The organism is Streptococcus oralis (genome assembly GCF_026782285.1).
In the GTDB taxonomy this organism is placed as follows: Bacteria; Bacillota; Bacilli; order Lactobacillales; family Streptococcaceae; genus Streptococcus; species Streptococcus oralis_CG.
In genome coordinates, this window is the sequence record NZ_JAKUWG010000004.1 from 73,150 (window position 1) to 94,130 (window position 20,981).

20 protein-coding genes are annotated in these 20,981 nt (G+C 36.4%); 19 read left to right on the forward strand and 1 reads right to left on the reverse strand.

Annotation, left to right across the window (positions count from 1 at the left end):
- The 18 genes from cps4B to rfbB all read left to right on the forward strand — a co-directional run bounded on the left by cps4B (position 1) and on the right by rfbB (position 17,581).
- On the forward strand, positions 1–732 hold the full coding sequence (gene cps4B, locus MK403_RS04590) for a capsular polysaccharide biosynthesis protein Cps4B (protein WP_268709094.1): 732 nt from the start codon (positions 1–3) through the stop codon (positions 730–732).
- Positions 733–740: 8 nt separating this feature from the next.
- Positions 741–1,433, forward strand: a complete 693-nt coding sequence (cpsC, locus tag MK403_RS04595; RefSeq protein ID WP_268709095.1) for a capsular polysaccharide biosynthesis protein CpsC — start codon at positions 741–743, stop codon at positions 1,431–1,433.
- 9 nt (positions 1,434–1,442) lie between these two features.
- Entirely contained in the window at positions 1,443–2,126 is a 684-nt protein-coding gene (locus MK403_RS04600) for a tyrosine-protein kinase (protein WP_268709096.1), read from the forward strand.
- A 21-nt stretch (positions 2,127–2,147) separates the two neighbouring features.
- Positions 2,148–3,515 (forward strand): sugar transferase, encoded by a 1,368-nt coding sequence (locus MK403_RS04605; RefSeq protein ID WP_268709097.1) that lies wholly within the window; start codon positions 2,148–2,150, stop codon positions 3,513–3,515.
- A gap of 30 nt (positions 3,516–3,545) precedes the next feature.
- Positions 3,546–4,724, forward strand: a complete 1,179-nt coding sequence (gene cps2T, locus MK403_RS04610; protein ID WP_268709098.1) for a beta 1-4 rhamnosyltransferase Cps2T — start codon at positions 3,546–3,548, stop codon at positions 4,722–4,724.
- The gene (locus MK403_RS04615) at positions 4,724–5,620 is read left to right on the forward strand and encodes a LicD family protein (RefSeq protein ID WP_084945583.1); all 897 of its coding nucleotides are present in this window, start codon (positions 4,724–4,726) and stop codon (positions 5,618–5,620) included. The genes cps2T and MK403_RS04615 overlap by 1 nt, the downstream gene beginning before the upstream one ends.
- Positions 5,621–6,340, forward strand: coding sequence for an IspD/TarI family cytidylyltransferase (locus tag MK403_RS04620; RefSeq protein WP_084945582.1), 720 nt, complete (start codon positions 5,621–5,623; stop codon positions 6,338–6,340). It begins immediately after the preceding gene.
- A 2-nt stretch (positions 6,341–6,342) separates the two neighbouring features.
- On the forward strand, positions 6,343–7,401 hold the full coding sequence (locus MK403_RS04625) for an NAD-dependent epimerase/dehydratase family protein (RefSeq protein ID WP_084945581.1): 1,059 nt from the start codon (positions 6,343–6,345) through the stop codon (positions 7,399–7,401).
- Positions 7,388–8,392: a glycosyltransferase family 2 protein gene (locus MK403_RS04630; RefSeq protein WP_268709099.1), complete on the forward strand. Its 1,005-nt coding sequence runs from the start codon at positions 7,388–7,390 to the stop codon at positions 8,390–8,392. The genes MK403_RS04625 and MK403_RS04630 overlap by 14 nt, the downstream gene beginning before the upstream one ends.
- Positions 8,373–9,305 (forward strand): capsular polysaccharide synthesis protein, encoded by a 933-nt coding sequence (locus MK403_RS04635; RefSeq protein ID WP_084945579.1) that lies wholly within the window; start codon positions 8,373–8,375, stop codon positions 9,303–9,305. The genes MK403_RS04630 and MK403_RS04635 overlap by 20 nt, the downstream gene beginning before the upstream one ends.
- On the forward strand, positions 9,302–10,141 hold the full coding sequence (locus tag MK403_RS04640; RefSeq protein WP_084945578.1) for a glycosyltransferase: 840 nt from the start codon (positions 9,302–9,304) through the stop codon (positions 10,139–10,141). Before MK403_RS04635 ends, MK403_RS04640 begins: the two co-directional genes overlap by 4 nt.
- A gap of 19 nt (positions 10,142–10,160) precedes the next feature.
- Complete coding sequence (locus MK403_RS04645) at positions 10,161–11,405, forward strand: O-antigen ligase family protein (RefSeq protein ID WP_084945577.1); 1,245 nt, start codon at positions 10,161–10,163, stop codon at positions 11,403–11,405.
- Positions 11,406–11,416: 11 nt separating this feature from the next.
- Positions 11,417–12,472, forward strand: coding sequence for a glycosyltransferase family 4 protein (locus MK403_RS04650; protein ID WP_084921260.1), 1,056 nt, complete (start codon positions 11,417–11,419; stop codon positions 12,470–12,472).
- 74 nt (positions 12,473–12,546) lie between these two features.
- Positions 12,547–13,542, forward strand: coding sequence for a glycosyltransferase family 2 protein (locus MK403_RS04655; protein ID WP_158085981.1), 996 nt, complete (start codon positions 12,547–12,549; stop codon positions 13,540–13,542).
- Positions 13,539–14,972: a flippase gene (locus MK403_RS04660; protein WP_084945574.1), complete on the forward strand. Its 1,434-nt coding sequence runs from the start codon at positions 13,539–13,541 to the stop codon at positions 14,970–14,972. Before MK403_RS04655 ends, MK403_RS04660 begins: the two co-directional genes overlap by 4 nt.
- An 86-nt stretch (positions 14,973–15,058) precedes the next feature.
- Complete coding sequence (gene rfbA / locus MK403_RS04665) at positions 15,059–15,928, forward strand: glucose-1-phosphate thymidylyltransferase RfbA (RefSeq protein ID WP_268709100.1); 870 nt, start codon at positions 15,059–15,061, stop codon at positions 15,926–15,928.
- A complete protein-coding gene (locus MK403_RS04670; protein ID WP_169447185.1) occupies positions 15,929–16,525 on the forward strand; it encodes a dTDP-4-dehydrorhamnose 3,5-epimerase family protein in 597 nt (198 codons plus the stop codon).
- Between the two features lie 9 nt (positions 16,526–16,534).
- The gene (gene rfbB, locus MK403_RS04675; RefSeq protein ID WP_268709101.1) at positions 16,535–17,581 is read left to right on the forward strand and encodes a dTDP-glucose 4,6-dehydratase; all 1,047 of its coding nucleotides are present in this window, start codon (positions 16,535–16,537) and stop codon (positions 17,579–17,581) included.
- Between the two features lie 60 nt (positions 17,582–17,641).
- Here rfbB and rfbD read toward each other — a convergent pair whose 3' ends face one another.
- Entirely contained in the window at positions 17,642–18,496 is an 855-nt protein-coding gene (rfbD, locus tag MK403_RS04680) for a dTDP-4-dehydrorhamnose reductase (RefSeq protein WP_268709102.1), read from the reverse strand.
- A 245-nt stretch (positions 18,497–18,741) separates the two neighbouring features.
- On the opposite strand from rfbD, the gene MK403_RS04685 reads away from it, so the two are divergent.
- Positions 18,742–20,724, forward strand: coding sequence for a peptide ABC transporter substrate-binding protein (locus tag MK403_RS04685; RefSeq protein ID WP_268709103.1), 1,983 nt, complete (start codon positions 18,742–18,744; stop codon positions 20,722–20,724).
- The last annotated feature ends 257 nt before the right edge of the window (positions 20,725–20,981 follow it).

Sequence of the window (20,981 nt, forward strand, 5' to 3'; positions counted from 1 at the left end):
ATGATTGATATTCATTCGCACATTGTCTTTGATGTAGATGATGGTCCCAAGTCAAGAGAGGAAAGCAAGTCTCTCTTGATAGAAGCCTACAGGCAGGGGGTGCGAACCATTGTCTCTACCTCTCACCGTCGCAAGGGCATGTTTGAAACTCCGGAAGAGAAGATAGCAGAAAACTTTCTTCAGGTTCGGGAAATAGCTAAGGAAGTTGCGAGTGACTTGGTCATTGCTTACGGGGCTGAAATTTACTACACACCAGATGTTCTGGATAAGCTGGAAAAAAAGCGGATTCCGACCCTCAATGATAGTCGTTATGCCTTGATAGAGTTTAGTATGAACACCCCTTATCGCGATATTCATAGCGCCTTGAGCAAGATCTTGATGTTGGGAATTACTCCAGTCATTGCCCACATCGAGCGCTATGATGCTCTTGAAAATAATGAAAAACGCGTTCGAGAACTGATCGATATGGGCTGTTACACGCAAGTAAATAGTTCACACATCCTCAAACCAAAACTTTTTGGAGAACGTTATAAATTCATGAAAAAAAGAGCTCAGTATTTTTTAGAGCAGGATTTGGTTCATGTCATTGCAAGTGATATGCACAATCTAGACGGTAGACCTCCTCATATGGCAGAAGCCTATGGCCTTATTGCCAAAAAATACGGAGAAGCGAAGGCTCAGGAACTTTTTATAGACAATCCTCGAAAAATTGTAATGGATCAACTAATTTAGGAGAAATGATGAAAGAACAAAATACGATAGAAATCGATGTATTTCAATTATTAAAAACCTTGTGGAAACGCAAGCTAATTATTTTATTAGTGGCACTTGTGACAGGGGCGGGAGCTTTTGCATATAGCACTTTTATCGTTAAGCCAGAATATACGAGTACTACGCGTATTTACGTAGTGAATCGCAATCAAGGAGATAAGCCGGGGCTGACAAATCAGGACTTGCAGGCAGGATCTTATCTGGTAAAAGACTACCGTGAGATTATCCTTTCGCAGGATGTATTGGAAAAGGTAGCGACAAATTTGAAATTGGATATGACAGCAAAAACGTTAGCCAGCAAAGTTCAAGTGACTGTGCCAGCTGACACTCGTATCGTCTCAATCTCTGTCAAGGATAAACAACCAGAGGAAGCCAGTCGCATCGCTAATTCTCTACGAGAAGCTGCTGCAGAAAAGATCATCGCTGTAACGCGAGTATCTGATGTAACGACGCTTGAAGAAGCGCGACCAGCTACGACTCCCTCTTCTCCAAATGTTCGACGCAACACCTTGTTTGGTTTTCTTGGAGGAGTCGTTGTAACAGTAATTACTGTTCTTTTGATTGAGTTACTCGATACCCGTGTGAAACGTCCTGAAGATGTCGAAGATGTACTACAAATTCCACTTCTAGGGGTCGTTCCAGATTTGGATAAAATGAAATAGGAGGAAGTTATGCCAACGTTAGAAATCTCACAGGCAAAATTGGATCTTGTAAAAAAGGCGGAGGAATATTATAACGCTTTGTGCACGAACCTACAGTTAAGTGGAGATGATTTGAAAGTATTTTCTATCACTTCTGTGAAACCAGGAGAAGGAAAATCAACGACTTCCACTAATATCGCTTGGGCTTTTGCGCGTGCAGGTTACAAAACGCTGTTGATTGATGGAGATATCCGCAATTCTGTTATGTCAGGTGTCTTTAAAGCAAGGGATAAAATTACAGGTCTGACAGAATTTCTATCAGGAACTACAGACCTATCGCAAGGGCTTTGTGATACCAATATCGAAAATCTCTTTGTGATTCAGGCTGGCTCTGTGTCACCGAATCCGACAGCTCTTCTTCAAAGTAAGAATTTCAGTACAATGCTTGAAACCTTGCGTAAATATTTTGACTACATCATTGTAGATACTGCTCCTGTCGGTGTCGTGATTGATGCGGCTATTATTACGCGAAAATGTGATGCTTCTATTTTAGTGACAGCAGCAGGTGAAACAAATCGACGGGATATTCAAAAAGCGAAAGAACAGTTGGAACAAACTGGGAAGCCGTTTTTAGGAGTTGTGTTGAATAAATTCGATACTTCAGTATACAAACACAGTCCTTATGGGAATTATGGAGATTACGGGAAAAAATAAAAAATAGATTGGGAGATAGAGATGAATGGAAAAGTAGTAAAGCCTTCATTGGCCATAATCCAGAGTTTTCTTGTTATTTTATTGACTTATCTACTTAGTTCTGTGAGAGAAACGGAGATTGTTTCAACAACAGCTATTGCACTTTATATCCTCCATTATTTTGTCTTTTATATCAGTGATTATGGACAAGATTTCTTTAAAAGGGGATATTTGCTTGAACTTGTCCAGACATTGAAATATATCCTATTCTTTGCGCTAGCGATTAGTATTTCTAATTTTTTCTTAGAAGATCGATTTAGTATTTCCAGACGAGGCATGATTTACTTCCTCACATTACATGCTCTTTTAGTCTATGTGCTAAACTTATTTATCAAGTGGTATTGGAAGCGGGCTTATCCCAACTTTAAAGGAAGTAAGAAGATTCTCCTACTTACAGCAACTTCTCGTGTCGAAAAGGTACTGGATAGACTAATAGAATCAGATGATGTTGTTGGGGAGTTGGTAGCCGTCAGTGTTTTAGACAAACCAGATTTTCAGCATGATTATTTAAAGGTAGTAGCAGAGGGGGATATAGTAAACTTTGCGACTCATGAGGTGGTCGATGAAGTCTTTATCAATCTTCCAAGTGAAAAATACAATATTGGAGAGCTGGTCTCTCAGTTTGAAACGATGGGAATTGATGTAACAGTTAATCTAAATGCTTTTGATCGTAGTTTGGCACGTAACAAGCAAATTCGTGAGATGGCAGGACTAAACGTTGTGACTTTTTCTACAACATTTTATAAGACTAGCCACGTGATTGCTAAGCGGATTATTGATATTATCGGTTCCCTGGTAGGTCTGATACTATGTGGTTTAGTCAGTATTGTGCTGGTTCCTTTGATTCGAAAGGATGGGGGCTCTGCTATTTTTGCTCAGACGCGTATAGGAAAAAATGGTCGCCAGTTCACTTTTTATAAGTTTCGCTCTATGTGTGTAGATGCCGAGGCGAAAAAAAGGGAACTCATGGAACAAAATACCATGCAGGGTGGAATGTTTAAGGTGGACGATGATCCTCGTATCACGAAAATTGGTCGTTTTATAAGGAAGACTAGCTTGGACGAGTTGCCACAATTTTACAATGTTCTAAAGGGAGATATGAGTTTGGTAGGTACACGACCACCAACAGTGGACGAGTATGAGCACTATACCCCAGAACAAAAACGCCGTCTAAGTTTTAAACCTGGCATAACAGGTTTATGGCAGGTCAGCGGACGAAGTGAGATCAAGAATTTCGATGAAGTTGTCAAATTAGATGTGGCCTATATTGATGGTTGGACAATCTGGAAAGATATTGAAATTTTATTGAAGACAGTTAAAGTTGTATTTATGAGAGATGGAGCGAAGTGATTTTTGCCCCTTAGTCTTGTTAGGAGAGAGATGAAACAGTCAGTTTATATCATTGGTTCAAAGGGGATTCCTGCCAAGTATGGAGGATTTGAAACCTTTGTTGAAAAATTAACCGAGTATCAAAAAGACAGCAACATACAATACTATATTGCTTGTATGCGTGAGAATTCAGCTAAATCTGGTATCACGGATGACCAGTTTGAGCACAATGGAGCCATTTGTTTCAACATTGATGTGCCCAATATCGGACCTGCTCGTGCTATCGCTTACGATATTGCTGCTGTGAATAAAGCGATTGAAATAGCTAAGAAAAACAAAGATGAAGCTCCCATTTTTTACATTCTAGCTGGTCGTATCGGGCCTTTTATTTCTGGACTTAAGAAAAAAATTCGTTCGATCGGAGGCCGTTTGCTGGTAAATCCAGATGGTCATGAGTGGCTGCGGGCAAAATGGAGCCTGCCAGTTCGAAAGTACTGGAAATTCTCAGAACAGCTAATGGTTAAATATGCAGATTTATTGGTCTGTGATAGCAAAAATATCGAAAAATATATCCAAGAGGATTATAAGCAGTATCAACCAAAGACCACCTATATTGCCTATGGTACAGATACTACCCCTTCAAGTCTGAAATCAGAAGATGCCAAAGTTCGAAACTGGTATCGTGAAAAGGGAGTAAGCGAAAATGGCTATTATCTAGTGGTGGGACGATTCGTTCCTGAGAATAACTATGAATCAATGATTCGTGAATTTATCAAATCTAAGTCTAAGAAAGACTTTGTCCTCATCACAAATGTGGAGCAGAATAAATTTTACGACCAGTTGTTACAGGATACTGGTTTTGATAAAGATCCTAGAGTCAAATTTGTCGGGACTGTTTATGATCAAGAGTTACTCAAGTATATTCGCGAGAATGCTTTTACTTATTTCCATGGACATGAAGTTGGTGGAACAAACCCATCGCTTTTAGAAGCTCTTGCATCCACAAAGCTTAATTTGTTGCTAGATGTTGGCTTTAACCGTGAAGTTGGTGAAGACGGAGCCATTTATTGGAAAAAAGATGAGCTGGCGCGTGTAATCGAGGAAGTGGAACGACTTGATGAAAGTGCTATTTCGGAATTAGACGAAAAGTCTAGCCAACGAATTGCGGATGCATTCACATGGGAAAAGATTGTGTCAGATTATGAGGAAGTGTTTAAGGAGGAGAATTAGTGTCAGTCGAATTGAAATATGACAAATCAGATATTATTTTTCTTGATGAGGAAGGCTTGAAAAAATATCAAGCTGAGCTACTTAAAATGATCTCAGATATCTTTAAATTTTTTGATGAGCATGAAATCCATTACTCCTTGAGTGGTGGTAGTATTTTAGGTGCAATTCGACATAAGGGGTTTATTCCATGGGATGATGATGTAGATATCAATATTCCTCGCGAAAGTTATGATAAACTTGTTTCTCTTTGTAACGCCTGTAAAGATTTTAGTGATCATTATTATCTTCAATCTCCAAATAGTCATCCTGAACTTGGGCTACATGTTTCCCAAATTCGTAAGAGGGGAACGGTAGCTCGCAGAAAATATGACCATTCAGCTGATGAATGTGGCATTTCGATAGATCTTTACATTGTGGAAAATGTTTACGATAATGTAGTGAAACGATTCTTTCAAGGATATACAAGTATGTTTTTGACTTTTGCTTTGGCTTCTGTACGAGAAACAAAGAATCATGCTCTGATGAAAGAAATGTTTAGACTGGAAGGTAGGAAGCTAAATTACTCTGCTGGAAAGTTGATGGTTGGTTGGTTTTTTGGCATTATTCCAATTGAGAAATGGCTAAACTGGCTTGATAAATGTAATTCAAGCTGTAAGGACTCAAATACAAAATATGTATCCATACCTACAGGAAGAAAGCACTTTAGACGCGAGACTTACTTGCGAGAGAATATGAATGTTTATAAAAAGGTACCCTTTGAAGATTTGATGGTGAATGTTCCTGTTTGGTCAGAAGAATATTTAGAAATGTTCTACGGTAAAGATTATATGGTCGTTCCTTCTGTTGATAGGAGAGAGCAACATTTATTTTTAGAGTTGAGTTATGGAGAAGAATAAGTGAAAGTAGCAATTTTAACAGCATCGGGAATTGGTAGCCGTGTGGGTCAAGACATTCCAAAACAATTTATTCATGTTGAAAATAAACCAATTATTATATACACTCTTGAAAAATTTCAGAATCACCCAGAAATTGATGAAATTTGCATAGTGATTTTAAAAGGCTGGGAGCAGATGGTAAAGGCTTATGCTGAACAGTTTGGTATCACAAAATTAAAGATGATTACTCTTGGTGGTTCTTCAGGCCAAGAGTCTATTTATAATGGTTTGAAAGCCGTTAAGGAAGCACACCTAAATGAAGAGGTTACTGTATTAATCCACGATGGTAATCGTCCTTTAGTAAGTAATGAAATTATTAGTGATGCTTTAGCTACTTACCAACAATTTGGGAATGCAGTGGCTGCTATTCCTACAACAGAAGTTGTTTTTGTTTTAGATGAGCCACATTCAAGAGCCTCTATTGAAGCTTTGAATCGTGATTTGTTGCTTCGTACACAGACACCTCATGTCTATCAACTTGATGCTATTATGGAACTACATAACAAAGCTTTAGAAAGCGGGATTACAGATGTCGCAGCTTCTTGTCAGCTGATGCAATTATTTGGTAAGAAGAGCTACTTTTCACTTGGATCTGAGAAAAACCTTAAGATTACAACTGTTGAAGATTTAGACATTTTTAAAGCCTTGTTAAGTTCAACACGTGATAATTGGATTAAATAATCATGGTACTATTATCAAATAATCTTTATAAAAGGGATGTTAAAGAGTCATTGTCAGCAATCGTTAATGTTGCTGAACTGAAAGAAAAATCAATCCTAATAACAGGTGGGTCAGGCTTAATCGGTTCCTCTATTGTGGATCAGTTATTACTTCTAAACGATCTAAGAAATTTTAATATTAAAATATACTGTTGTGGTCGTAATCTTAGCTATTTAAAGGAGCGATTTGGTTCGGAAACAAGCTTCTTAAAATTTGTAGCTTATGATGCAGCAGTAGTTCCAGATTTTAATTTTGATATTGATTTTATTATTCATGCAGCAAGTCCAGCAAGCCCAGAGTTGTATGTCAATCAGCCAGTAGAAACCATGACTAGTAATTTTTTAGGAATGTACAACCTTTTGTCCTATGCTAAGAATGCTGGGGTTTCTAAGGTGCTTTATGTATCATCCAGTGAAGTTTATGGACTAAGTTCGAGTAATCAACCTTTAGAGGAAAACTATATTGGGTTGGTTGACCATCTTAATGTTCGTTGTTCTTATGCTAGTTCTAAGCGAGCGACAGAAACTCTTTGTACAAGCTTTGTGTCAGAATATTCTTTAAACATTACCGTTGTACGTCCAGGACATATTTACGGGCCAAGTGCCAAAGTAACAGATAATCGTGTTTCTTCATTCTTTATGAATGAGGCCATTGCTGGTCGTGATATTGTTATGAAGAGTACAGGGAGTCAGTTAAGATCCTATTGTTATAGTTTGGATTGTGCTAGTGCTATTTTAAGTGTTCTTCTTTCAGGTGAATCAGGGCAGGTTTATAATATTTCCAATCCAAATTCAATCATTACTATAAAACAGATGGCTGAAATTATTTCTCAAGTTAGCAATGTGAAACTTATCATGGATGTTCCCGATAACCAAGATCTTAAGCAGGCTAATCCCATGCAGAATGCCAGCCTTAGGAGCGATAAGCTAGAAAGATTAGGCTGGCGAGGATTATTTGATGCTAAGCTTGGATTTGGTAATACTTATAGAATTTTAAAGGAGTTCACTAGTGCAAACAAGTAAGATACTAATCATGATGGCGACCTATAATGGAGAAAAATATCTTCGTGAGCAGTTAGATAGTATTATAAATCAAACCATAACAGATTGGGAACTGATTATACGTGATGATAATTCGTTAGATCATACTGTTGATATTGTTAAAGAATATATTGCTAGAGATAGACGTATCCAATTAATTCAAAACGACTCAGATTTCCATGGGGCTTATTACAATTTCTTTGGTTTAATCAATGCTGTGCGAGTGCAAGAAAAAGTTTACGATTTCTATATGTTTGCAGATCAAGATGATATCTGGGATAGAGATAAGCTTGAACTTTTACAAAATTTTTATCATGAAGTTCATACTCAAGGACCAACAATGATTTACGCGGATATGAGGATTATTGATGGAAAAGGAGAAGAAACGTCTCCAAGTATGAACCATTTGATGGGGATTAGTTATACTAATCCAATTACTGCTTATATGGCGCACAAAGTTTATGGTTGTAACACTTTCTTTAACTATGATTTGTTTTCAATTCTCCCAAAAATTGCAAATGATGCAGCTGAATTAGTCTTTTTATCACATGATAATTTTATAACTAAAGTAGCTGCTCTAAAGGGGAATGTTTATTTTTATCCTGAAACAGTAATGGGTTACAGACGTTATGGAAGTAATGTTACTAGCAAACATGAGTACAATTTCAAAATGAGCCGAATTTTGAAAAGATTGTCTAAAATAAATGATTTGGCCAAAGATCATGCACTGACATATAAGCAGAGTATGGTGGCTATCTGTTTATTGAGAAGACAAGCATTGTCAGATTCTGAACAGGCTCTTCTAGACAAAGTTGAAAATATTATTCAACGTGGCGGTTTATATGCTGTCAGAATGGTTTTGTCAGAGAAAATTCGTTGGGGTAAGTCTGCGAAAACAATTAGTCGGACAGTGATTTTATTTAGTAAATTGTATAAGAAATATTTGAGAGATAATGAAAAAGAAGATAAATAAAAAAGAGATACTACTAACGTCTTTGAAGAATAGAACCTTTTTTCCTTTAACGATGGGGACGATTTTCTTAGGGAGAGATAGAAAAGCTCTTGAGCTAGTGCGTTTAATTGTACGTTACAAGCTAATGAAAAAATTGAGAAAAGAAAATGCTCCTATAATTAAAGAATTTCTTTCCACACGGAAATCATTTGAGAAGAAGAGGAGCAATAAGGTATGGATTTGTTGGATGCAAGGATTAGAGAATGCTCCCGAACTTGTTCAACAATGTGTATCATCTATTCAAGAAAATCTTCCTGATAGAGATATTGTTCTAATTACGGAGGAAAATTATTCTCAATATGTTGAATTTCCTGAATATATTGTAGAAAAATATACTAAAGGAATTATTAGTTCGACACACTTTTCTGACTTATTGAGGTTGGAATTATTAACTCGATATGGTGGAACATGGATTGACTCAACAGTTTATTGTACCTCTTCAAATATTCCAGATTATATGTTAGACTCCAATTTATTTGTATTTCAAGGTTTAAAACCTATAGATGGGCATGTTATGCAAATTTCTAATTGGTTCATCACTTCTGAAACTCACAATGAATTATTGGAATTAACAAAGCATTTGTTATATAAATATTGGGAAAAATTTGATTATGTGAAAGATTACTTTATTTTTCATTTAATGTTTCAATTAGCAATAGAAACCTATCCGGAAGGATGGAAAGAAGTTTTCCCAGCTTCCAATACCTTGCCACATATTCTTTTACTTAATTTATTTGACGATTTTAACCAAACGTGGTGGGACAATCTATTATTGACAACACCCTTCCATAAATTAACCTATAAGTTTGACGAATCCGAAACGATGAAAGATGGGACTTACTATAAAAAAATTATGAAGGAGCTCATAAAATGATTTCTGTCGCAATGACAACCTATAATGGTGCAGGTTATGTGGCTACTCAGCTACGGTCTATCTTAAATCAAAGTGTAGAAGTTGATGAGGTCATTATCTTCGATGATTGTTCAACCGATGATACAGCTGGTGTTGTATCAAAAGTAGAAGATTCTCGCGTGAAATTCATTCGGAATCCGGAAAATGTAGGATATATTCAAAATTTTTATAATGCGATTGAAGCTTGTACTGGAAATTTTATTTTTTTAGCGGATCAAGACGATGTTTGGGAATTTGATAAAGTTGAAAAAACAATGGAAGTTATGAAGGAGTACAAGTGTGAAGCTGTTTGTACAAATTTTAGCCTAATTGATAAAAACGGTAGTGAATTAAAGGCTACGGAACAATTTGTTCCGAATCGTTTTTTCACAGAATTAGAGAAAAAGGATGAAAAAATTATTAATCTATCATTTGATTATCTTATGTTGGGGAATGTTGTCCAAGGTGCCACATATTGTATTTCGAAGAAGACTCGAGAACTGTATTTGAAAATTGATAATAGAACCTTGTATCACGATCATCAATTATTATTAATTGCCTCAAAAATTGGGAAAGTATGTTTTTTAAATGAAAAATTAATAAGATATCGTATTCATGAAAACAATACGATTGGTTTTGGTACGAAGACAAATATTTTTGGTTTGAAACGGCTTAAATTTCCCAAAATAGAACCATCAATGGTCACTTTTTTAAGACAATTGAATCGAGTATCAAAAGTCCAACATTATTTCCACTATATTCTGTACTACTATTTAAGAATTCCATCAATTAAAAATATTATAAAAACGTTAAAATAAATCCAAGAATGGAGAAAACATGAATAGATTATCCCAGAAAAGTAGAATGGGTGTTTACTTATTACTGTCCTTTTGGTTTATCATTGGGGTGGCATACTATAGAAATTTTAATCTTACAATAATATTGCCTCTGTTTTTTCTGGTTGTACTTCAAAGAATATTATCAAAACAATTTACTTTTTACATAAAAAAACAGAATATTTTTTTAATTTTATTTGTGGCATACTACTCGTTTGTGAGTTTTCTTTTTTTGAAATCTACATCTAGTTTAACTAATTTTGTAATTAGATATATCTTATTACCAACGATTGCCTTTGGTTCGACTAGTTTGTATATAAACACCAAAAGGATGAAACTTTTTTTTATCGGTTGCATAAAGTCTCTAGTCATATTGTTTGCACTATTTGGGATTTATGAGTGGCGTGCTAAATACAATCCTATTGGTAGCTTTATAACTACTGGGGCGGCTAATTGGATAAAAAGAATGAATGAATTTGCAAATATTGTATATTATCCAAGTTCGTTCTTTACTCACTATACTTATTTTGCATATGTTTTATTAGTGGGTTGGTTACTCTCTTTAATCTTTCCGAGTAAGAATAAGTTGTTCGATTATAGTTATAAAGGAACTGTTTTATTTGCTTTAATAATTAGTCAGTCTAGAATGGCTTGGATTACTTTTGTTATTATAACGATGATCCATTACTTCTTCTTTGTAAAGAAAGTAAAAATTTCATGGTTGATAAGTGTTTCGATTGTTTTCATTGCCTTAAATATATCAGGTTTTATAAACAAGATTGTTGAGTTAGTTTCTTCACGATTTGATAGAGTTATTTCGCTTGGCTATTCCGATGGCTCCTTTGGCCAAAGATTTGGAACTCTAAAAAATGTAATTCCCTATATGTCAGAGCACCCTATAAAAGCAATCATAGGGGGAGGTTATGGTTCGGCTTTATTTGACTTTCTTCCTCAATATTCTTACTATTTTGGATTCCAGACAACAGACTCCGTGTTGACAACGTATTTAATAGAGGTTGGAATCATTGGATGCCTATTACTTTTTATTGCTTTATTTATCTATATATCATCAATAGATAAAACGAATTCATTTAATAAATTAACGATTTTACTGATAGTGATGACACTGATAGAGATGTTTTCCTTTGACTTTTTTGCTAATAATATCACTTTATTCTTATTTTATATGGTTTGGGGTGTTATGATTACTCATACTGATGATGAGTTGGGGGAAATTAAATCTTAGTGGGAGAAAAAATGAAAATTACTTTTTGCTTACCGTCTTTACCAGATGTTCCTGTTGGAGGATTTAAAGTGGTGTTTGAATATGCCAATAGTTTGGTGGAGAGAGGACACGAAGTTTCAATTGTTTGTTTTACAAATCAAAAATTTAATATTGTTAAAAACTACGCTATTAAATATTACCTATCTCAACTTTATAAGCATTTTTATCCCAAATGGTTTCCGTTAGACCAGCGGGTTAGGAAAATTGCAACACCTTATCGTAATGAAACTCATTTCCCAGATTCAGATATTGTTTTCGCTACTGCGGTAAACACAGCAGAAATAGTTTATAAACTACCGAAACGTTGTGGAAGAAAGTTCTATTTGATTCAAGATTTTGAAAATTGGTCTTTTTCAGATGAAGAAGTATATAAGACTTATCAGATGGGAATGAATAATATAGTTGTTTCACAATGGCTATATGAATTAGTTTCGAAATTTGATCCTGATGTTAGATTGCTCAAAAATCCAATTGATACAAGAAACTTTTCAATAATAAATCAAATTGAAGAAAGAAATCCATTGGAAATCGCTATGCTCTATCATTATGGGGAGCACAAAGGTGTCCCAATAGCTCTTGAAGCTTTGAGCTTGGTTCGCCAACAGTACCCAAATATTCATGTAACTATGTTCGGAGCGTGTGAAAAGAGAGAGGAAATTGATAAAGAGTGGATTAGTTATTATCAAAATCAAACAGCTCTTCAATTGAGAAATATTTATAATAACACAGCTATTTTTGTTTGTGCTAGTATAAATGAAGGATTTGGTTTGACAGGAGCTGAAAGTATGGCCTGTGGTTGTGCGCTTGTCTCGACAGCTTACAAAGGTGTTTTTGAGTATGCCAGTAACGAAAACGCAATGCTATCACCTATTAATGATAGTTATGCTTTAGCAGAAAATATTATTCGTTTAATTGAAAATAATGAATTGCGTTTTAAGTTGGCTCATAAAGGTAGTGAAGATTTGAAAGCATTTTCTCTAAATCTTGCAGTTGATAAATTTGAGGAAATAATAGAAAGGTCAAAATGAATTATCTTCACCAGAGTATTTTTTATAAACAAATGATAATCATATATTATTTGAAAGAGACGGGGTGTTAAATATTGAAATTTTCTGTCATTGTCCCTATCTACAATGTTGAAGAGTACATTGAAGAATGTATCTATTCTGTTTTAAATCAGACATATGATAACTTTGAATTAATTTTAGTAAATGATAGTTCGCCAGATCATTCATTAAATATTATTACCAATATTGCAGCTAGCGATTCACGTATTGTTATTATAAATAAAGAGAAAAATGAAGGTGTTGCGCTAGCTCGATCTTCAGGGTTAGTAAAAGCTACTGGAGATTTTATTATTTATTTAGACGGAGATGATCAATTAATTCCAGAAGCATTAAATATTTTATCCGCTAAGATTAATTCTAGCAATCCAGATATAATTATTTTTCCAAAAGTTAGAGAAGAAAATGGTGAGAAGTATGTTAGACCATACTTTAATAAAGAAATTCTTTTTGAAAATGATAAAAAAGAGTTGTATGAAGGTTTTTTACGCTATGGTTATTTTGTGATAGGATATGCAGCCATTCGAAGAGAGCTAGCAGTAAAGTATGATATTGCAGATGAAGTGAAAACAATTTGGATTGGAGAGGACTTATTACAGAGTCTTCCATTATTAACGTATTCACGAAGTGTGTTATATATCATGGAAGGTCTCTATATCATGACTTATAATCCAAAGTCTGTCACAAGGAGTAAAGTTTTGAGAAGGGATCGGTATCTTCAAGCAATTGAAACTCATAAAGTAATCGAAAAATATATACAATTGTGGGGAATTGGCGAGCTTCAAACGGTCTTTCAAGAACACATTATGCGAGATGCCATTTTGTACGCTTTTGAAGGTGTTTGGAGTACGAATTCTATTAGAGAAATAGAAGAATACTTGGATACTATTGGAAGTGATAAGGGATTTCTGAATGCTTATTCTCTAGGTTATCCTAAGAAAAAATCTCAAAAAATATTAGCATTTTTACTAAAACATAAGCTATATTATATTGTATATTATTTAATTAAAATTAAAGAAAGGTTATCGCTATGAAAATTATAAAAAATTTTATATATAATTTTTTATATAAAATTTTAACGATAATTCTTCCTTTTGTGACAGTTCCGTATGTTACAAGGATTTTTAATCCAACGTTAATGGGAAGTTACAATTTTACATCGTCTATCACAACCTATTTTACGATGTTTGGAATGCTTGGGATTATTACATATGGTAGTAACCAAATTGCTAAAGTGAGCCATAGAGGGAAACAAGAAATTTCTAAAGTGTTCTCCTCCGTTTATTATTTTCAACTAATTTCTACAACTATAGCAACACTACTTTATATATTCTATATTTTTGCATTCCCAGGACAATATCAACAATATTTTGTAGTTCAAATATTTTCTTTGATTGCAATCATGTTTGATATTAGTTGGTTATTTCAAGGACTAGAAGATTTTAAAAGTATTGTTATACGGAATACAATAGTAAAATTAGTCAGTGTAGTCTGTATATTCTTATTTATTCGAGACCAGTCAGATATTTATCTATATATATTGATAATTAGCCTTTCTTCTTTGTTTTCACAAGGGATTATGTGGTTAAGCATAAAAGATTATGCACGACTTGTACGAGTTGATATTAGAGAAGTTCTTTTAAATTTCAAACCTACTTTATCCTTCTTTCTACCCCAGATTTCAATCTCAATTTATAATACGTTGGACAGAATTATTCTTGGATCTTTAGGAAATACTTTCGATGTTGGTATCTATACTCAAGCTGTGAATCTAAATTCGATTTTGATTAGTTTAGTAGCAACTTTGAGTGCAGTTCTTTTACCTAGAATGACTAATTTGCATGCCCAAGGCAAACGAGCAGAGGTTAGTAGAGTAATGAAGACATCAATGCTCTTCAATTGTATATTAACCTTTCCAGTGGTTGTTGGAGTGTTACTTGTAAGCCAAGAATTCGTGCAAATTTTTTTAGGAAAAGGATATGCTGAAACATACGTAGCCATTAATATTGTTGTCTTTTCATTAATTCCAATTGCTTTTTCAGAGATTGTAGGGCGTCAGACGTTGATTCCAACTGATAATGTTCGCTATTTTACAATTTCAGTCGTAACTGGTGCGGTAGTTAGTATTTTATTAAATCTCTTAGCAATACCGCTTTGGGGATATAGAGGTGCGGCATTCACACTTGTAATTGTAGAAATAATTGTATGTATCTTGATGTCTTATTATGCCCGTAACTATTTAGATATTGTAGTTTTACTTAAAATAGCAACTAAACCATTAGTTGCTAGTGTTGTAACGGGTACTCTTGTATATCTATTATTTTCAAGTGTGCTATCTATTTCTAATAATTTGTTAAGTATGTTACTAAAAGTTATTGTTTATTCAATAGTATATGGTTTTCTATTGCTGTTAACAAAAACAATTAGTCACAAAGAACTCTCTTTGCTACGAAAAAAAAGATAGTTTTGATATAATGTAATCTAATGATAAACTAGACAGAAAATATAATGTGAAATACAAGATTTAACAATATAGAAAGGTATTATATTATGAAAGGTATTATTCTTGCAGGTGGTTCGGGGACACGATTATATCCTTTGACTCGGGCTGCATCAAAACAGCTGATGCCGGTTTATGATAAACCCATGATTTATTATCCTTTGTCAACCTTGATGTTGGCTGGGATTAAGGACATTTTGATCATCTCAACACCACAGGATTTGCCCCGTTTTAAGGACTTGCTCTTGGATGGCTCCGAATTTGGGATCAAGCTTTCCTATGCGGAACAGCCTAGTCCCGACGGACTTGCTCAGGCTTTTCTTATCGGTGAAGAATTTATCGGTGACGATAGCGTTGCCTTGATTTTAGGCGACAATATCTACCATGGTCCTGGTCTGAGCACAATGCTTCAAAAAGCAGCCAAGAAAGAGAAAGGTGCGACTGTTTTTGGTTACCACGTTAAGGATCCAGAACGTTTTGGTGTTGTAGAATTTGATGAAAATATGAATGCTATCTCCATCGAAGAAAAACCAGAACAGCCGCGCTCTAACTATGCAGTGACAGGACTGTACTTCTACGATAACGATGTTGTAGAAATTGCCAAGAATATCAAGCCAAGTCCTCGCGGAGAACTGGAAATCACAGATGTCAACAAGGCATACTTGGATCGTGGTGATTTGTCTGTTGAGCTTATGGGACGTGGTTTTGCTTGGTTGGATACAGGTACCCATGAAAGTCTCTTAGAAGCCGCTCAATATATCGAAACGGTTCAGCGTATGCAGAACGTGCAAGTGGCAAATCTGGAAGAAATTGCTTATCGTATGGGCTATATCAGTAAAGAGCAAGTGCATGAATTGGCGCAGCCGTTGAAGAAGAATGAATACGGGCAGTACCTGCTCCGTTTGATTGGAGAAATTTAGATGACAGATAATTTTTTTGGAAAAACACTTGCAGTGCGTAAGATTGATGCAATTCCAGGTTTGTTAGAGTTTGATATTCCAGTTCATGGAGACAATCGTGGCTGGTTTAAGGAAAATTTCCAGAAGGAAAAGATGGTGCCACTTGGCTTTCCTGAAAGCTTCTTTGCTGAAGGGAAACTGCAAAATAACGTCAGCTTTTCTCGCAAAAATGTTCTTCGAGGCCTCCATGCTGAGCCTTGGGACAAGTACATCTCTGTTGCAGATAATGGGAAGGTTCTAGGATCATGGGTTGATTTGCGTGAGGGTGAAACTTTTGGGAATGTTTACCAGACAGAGATTGACGCTAGTAAGGGAATTTTTGTCCCTCGTGGCGTAGCCAATGGATTTCAAGTCCTATCTGATACAGTTTCTTATAGCTATCTGGTTAATGACTATTGGGCGCTTGAACTCAAACCTAAGTATGCCTTTGTTAACTACTCTGACCCAGAATTAGGAATTGAGTGGGAAAATCTGGAAGAAGCAGAGGTATCTGAAGCGGACAAACATCATCCCCTACTTAAGGACGTGAAGCCTTTGAAAAAAGAAGATTTGGAATAAGGAAGTAATATGACTAAATATAAAAATATCATCGTGACAGGTGGGGCCGGTTTTATCGGTTCTAACTTTGTCCACTATGTTTACAATAACTTTCCAGATGTCCATGTGACAGTGCTGGACAAGCTGACTTACGCAGGTAATCGTGCCAATATTGAAGAAATTTTGGGGGACCGTGTTGAGTTAGTTGTTGGAGATATTGCTGATGCAGCCTTGGTAGATAAGCTAGCTTCCGAAGCTGATGCTATCGTTCACTATGCGGCAGAAAGCCACAATGACAACTCGCTCAACGACCCGAGTCCATTTATCCATACCAATTTCATTGGGACCTACACACTTTTGGAAGCGGCTCGTAAATACGACATTCGTTTCCACCATGTGTCGACTGATGAAGTCTATGGGGACCTGCCTCTGCGTGAAGATTTACCAGGTCATGGGGAAGGACCAGGTGAGAAATTTACAGCTGAAACCAAGTACAATCCAAGTTCGCCTTACTCATCAACTAAGGCGGCTTCAGACTTGATTGTCAAAGCTTGGGTGCGCTCCTTTGGTGTGAAAGCGACTATTTCTAACTGTTCAAACAACTATGGTCCTTACCAGCATATCGAGAAATTCATTCCGCGCCAAATCACTAATATCCTGAGTGGTATCAAACCAAAACTCTATGGTGAAGGCAAGAACGTCCGTGACTGGATTCATACTAATGACCATTCATCAGGTGTTTGGACGATTCTGACAAAGGGACAAATCGGCGAAACTTACTTGATCGGTGCTGACGGTGAGAAGAACAACAAGGAAGTGTTAGAGCTCATTCTCAAGGAGATGGGGCAAGCGGCTGATGCTTATGACCATGTGACAGATCGTGCCGGCCACGACCTTCGCTATGCTATTGATGCCAGCAAGCTCCGTGATGAGCTAGGCTGGAAGCCAGAGTTCACCAACTTTGAAACAGGTCTCAAAGAGACCATCAAGTGGTACACAGATAACCAAGACTGGTGGAAATCTGAAAAAGAAGCAGTAGAGGCTAACTATGCTAAAACGCAACAAGTGATTAAATAATCAGATACTAAAAAGCAAGAGAACTCAAGGTCTCTTGCTTTTTATGTATGTAGTAAGCTTTTATTTTCTTACTTCTTGTTTATAAAACTCTTTAAGGGCGTCTTGCCAGGTTGGAATGACGAAACCTGTCGCCTTCGCTTTGGACAAACTCATGGTTGAGTTGAGGGGACGTTTAGCCTTAGCAGGGAACTTGCTAGAGTCTACTGGTACCACTTCAACATCACTGTCCTTAAGAATCTCGACAGCAAAGTCATACCAAGTGGTATCTTCAGTTGAGTCATTTGATAAGTGGTAGTAGCCATACTCTTTTTGATTATCAGTCAAGTAGGTCATGAATTCGGCCAAGGTACGTGTCCAAGTTGGGCGACCGTGTTGGTCGTCGACAACTGTGAGCGTTTTATGGGTTTTAGCAAGATTTTGCATGGTAAAGACAAAGTTTTTGCCATAATTTCCAAAGACCCAAGCAGTGCGGATAATGTAATGCTGTGACGTAAGGCTTTCAACAAGCTCTTCACCCATTCGCTTGGTTCGTCCGTACTCTGTCTGCGGATCAGGTAGGTCATCAACTTCCCATTCTTGTCCGACGGGTTTCTTTCCATCAAAGACATAGTCTGTCGAGATATAGACGAGAGTAGCTCCGTATTTCTCAGAGGCCTTAGCAACATTTTCAGTTCCAGTTACGTTTATGGCAAAATCCAGTTCTTTCCCTTCATCTTCGGCTGCATCAACAGCGGTGTAGGCTGCACAATGATAGACTAAAGTTGGCTTAACCTCAGCAAATACCTTCTCAACCATTTCAGCATTAGTGATATCCATTTCGGTCACATCCACTGCAACATAGTCCACATTTCGTTCATCTAGTAAATAACGTAGTTCGGTACCGAGTTGACCATTTGCACCTGTAATTAAGATCATATCTTTCTCCTTGATTGTTCTTATACTTAATTATAGCAAAAATATAGAAAAATTGGTTTTTAGTGAAACTTTTTTCGGTATAAACTTTATTAGTAAAGCCCAAGAGAGACGAATAATTATTGCTTCAGAATATCCTTGAAATTATTTTTCAGAATATACCAAATTAAACCAAAAATTCTGAAAATTCTGTTGACATCTTTTTGAAAAGAGTCTATAATGGAGAGAAAGTTTTAAAGGAGAAAATGATGAAAAGTTCAAAACTATTTGCCCTTGCGGGCGTGACATTATTGGCGGCGACTACTTTAGCTGCATGCTCTGGATCAGGTTCAAGCGCTAAAGGTGAGAAGACATTCTCATACATTTATGAGACGGATCCTGATAACCTAAACTATTTGACAACCAATAAAGCAGCTACAGCAAATATTACCAGTAACGTGGTTGATGGCTTGCTAGAAAATGACCGCTACGGTAACTTTGTGCCGTCTATGGCTGAGGATTGGTCTGTATCCAAGGATGGATTGACTTACACTTATACTATCCGTAAGGATGCAAAATGGTATACTTCTGAAGGTGAAGAATACGCGGCAGTCAAAGCTCAAGACTTTGTAACAGGACTTAAATATGCTGCTGATAAAAAATCTGATGGTCTTTACCTTGTTCAAGAATCAATCAAAGGGTTGGATGCCTATGTAAAAGGGGAAATCAAAGATTTCTCACAAGTAGGAATTAAGGCTCTGGATGATCAGACAGTTCAGTACACTTTGAACAAACCAGAAAGCTTCTGGAATTCTAAGACAACAATGGGGGTAATGGCTCCAGTTAACGAAGAGTTTTTGAACTCAAAAGGGGATGATTTCGCTAAAGGAACAGATCCAAGTAGCATCCTATACAATGGGCCGTTCTTGCTCAAATCGATTGTAGCCAAATCTTCTGTTGAATTTGCGAAAAATCCTAACTACTGGGATAAGGACAATGTCCATATCGATAAGGTTAAATTATCATTCTGGGATGGTCAAGATACCAACAAACCAGCTGAAGCCTTCAAGGATGGAAGCTTTACTATGGCACGTCTCTTCCCAACAAGCGCGAGCTACCCAGAGATTGAGAAATCATTTAAAGATAACATCGTTTATACCCAACAGGATTCGACTACTTATTTAGTAGGTACGAATATTGATCGCCAGTCTTATAAGTATACTTCTAAGACAACGGATGAAGAAAAAACATCAACCAAGAAAGCTCTTCTAAACAAAGATTTCCGTCAAGCTCTTGCTTTTGGTTTTGATAGAACTGCCTATGCCTCTCAAGTAAACGGTGCAAGTGGTGCGACTAAACTGCTTCGTAACTTGTTTGTCCCTCCTACATTTGTTCAAGCAGATGGCAAAAACTTTGGTGAGTTGGTCAAAGAAAAATTGGTGACATACGGTGACGAGTGGAGCAACGTGAACTTGGATGATGCCCAAGATGGTCTCTACAATCCAGAAAAAGCCAAAGCAGAATTCGCCAAGGCTAAGACAGCACTTCAAGCAGAAGGTGTGAAATTCCCAATCCACTTGGATATGCCTGTGGATCAAACAAACACAACGAAAGTTCAACGTGTGCAATCTTTGAAACAGTCACTTGAAGCAACTTTGGGAACAGATAATGTAGTTGTGGATATCCAACAACTTCAAAAAGACGATGTCTTGAACATCACCTACTTTGCTGAGACTGCTGCTGGTGAAGACTGGGATATCTCAGATAACGTTGGTTGGTCTCCAGACTTTGCGGATCCATCTACCTACCTTGATATCATCAAGCCATCTGTCGGAGAAAATACGAAGACTTACCTAGGATTTGACTCAGGAACAAACAACGCTGCTGCCAAGCAAGTTGGTTTGGAAGACTACGAAAAAATGGTTGTGGAAGCTGGGGAAGAAACAACTGACGTTTCAAAACGTTATGAAAAATATGCTGCTGCCCAAGCTTGGTTGACAGATAGTGCCTTGATCATCCCAACAACTTCTCAAACTGGTCGTCCAATGTTGTCTAAGATGGTACCATTTACTCTTCCGTTTGCTTACTCAGGTAACAAGGGTATGAGCGAAGCTCTCTTGTATAAATACCTAGATCTACAAGATAAACCAGTGACAGCAGAAGAATACCAAAAAGCTCAAGAAAAATGGTTGAAAGAAAAAGAAGAATCTAATAAAAAGGCTCAAGAAGATCTCGCAAAACATGTGAAATAACTGTTGCAAAATATAAGAAAGGATTTAGTATTTCTCTTGAATGCTGAATCCTTTTTTACATTTGTAAAGAAAGACTCTAAATTTGGAGCCTCTTTTTGTCAGAATAGAGAAAATTTTCGTTAATTTTACTTGTTTCCTATTGCTTTATCAGCTATTATTTGTTATATTAAAAGCAGAATTGTTTTTTATTTATCAGGGTTAAGCATTGCACTTTCAGAGGAAGGAGTATTTTTTAAAAAAGGAATGTAAACGCTTAC

Bases quoted from the DNA above. Each gene is read 5' to 3' on its own strand.
- cps4B (WP_268709094.1), top strand. From the start codon at position 1: ATGATTGATATTCATTCGCACATTGTCTTTGATGTAGATGATGGTCCC.
- cpsC (WP_268709095.1), top strand. From the start codon at position 741: ATGAAAGAACAAAATACGATAGAAATCGATGTATTTCAATTATTAAAA.
- MK403_RS04600 (WP_268709096.1), top strand. From the start codon at position 1,443: ATGCCAACGTTAGAAATCTCACAGGCAAAATTGGATCTTGTAAAAAAG.
- MK403_RS04605 (WP_268709097.1), top strand. From the start codon at position 2,148: ATGAATGGAAAAGTAGTAAAGCCTTCATTGGCCATAATCCAGAGTTTT.
- cps2T (WP_268709098.1), top strand. From the start codon at position 3,546: ATGAAACAGTCAGTTTATATCATTGGTTCAAAGGGGATTCCTGCCAAG.
- MK403_RS04625 (WP_084945581.1), top strand. From the start codon at position 6,343: ATGGTACTATTATCAAATAATCTTTATAAAAGGGATGTTAAAGAGTCA.
- MK403_RS04635 (WP_084945579.1), top strand. From the start codon at position 8,373: ATGAAAAAGAAGATAAATAAAAAAGAGATACTACTAACGTCTTTGAAG.
- MK403_RS04640 (WP_084945578.1), top strand. From the start codon at position 9,302: ATGATTTCTGTCGCAATGACAACCTATAATGGTGCAGGTTATGTGGCT.
- MK403_RS04645 (WP_084945577.1), top strand. From the start codon at position 10,161: ATGAATAGATTATCCCAGAAAAGTAGAATGGGTGTTTACTTATTACTG.
- MK403_RS04650 (WP_084921260.1), top strand. From the start codon at position 11,417: ATGAAAATTACTTTTTGCTTACCGTCTTTACCAGATGTTCCTGTTGGA.
- MK403_RS04660 (WP_084945574.1), top strand. From the start codon at position 13,539: ATGAAAATTATAAAAAATTTTATATATAATTTTTTATATAAAATTTTA.
- rfbA (WP_268709100.1), top strand. From the start codon at position 15,059: ATGAAAGGTATTATTCTTGCAGGTGGTTCGGGGACACGATTATATCCT.
- MK403_RS04670 (WP_169447185.1), top strand. From the start codon at position 15,929: ATGACAGATAATTTTTTTGGAAAAACACTTGCAGTGCGTAAGATTGAT.
- rfbB (WP_268709101.1), top strand. From the start codon at position 16,535: ATGACTAAATATAAAAATATCATCGTGACAGGTGGGGCCGGTTTTATC.
- rfbD (WP_268709102.1), bottom strand. From the start codon at position 18,496: ATGATCTTAATTACAGGTGCAAATGGTCAACTCGGTACCGAACTACGT.
- MK403_RS04685 (WP_268709103.1), top strand. From the start codon at position 18,742: ATGAAAAGTTCAAAACTATTTGCCCTTGCGGGCGTGACATTATTGGCG.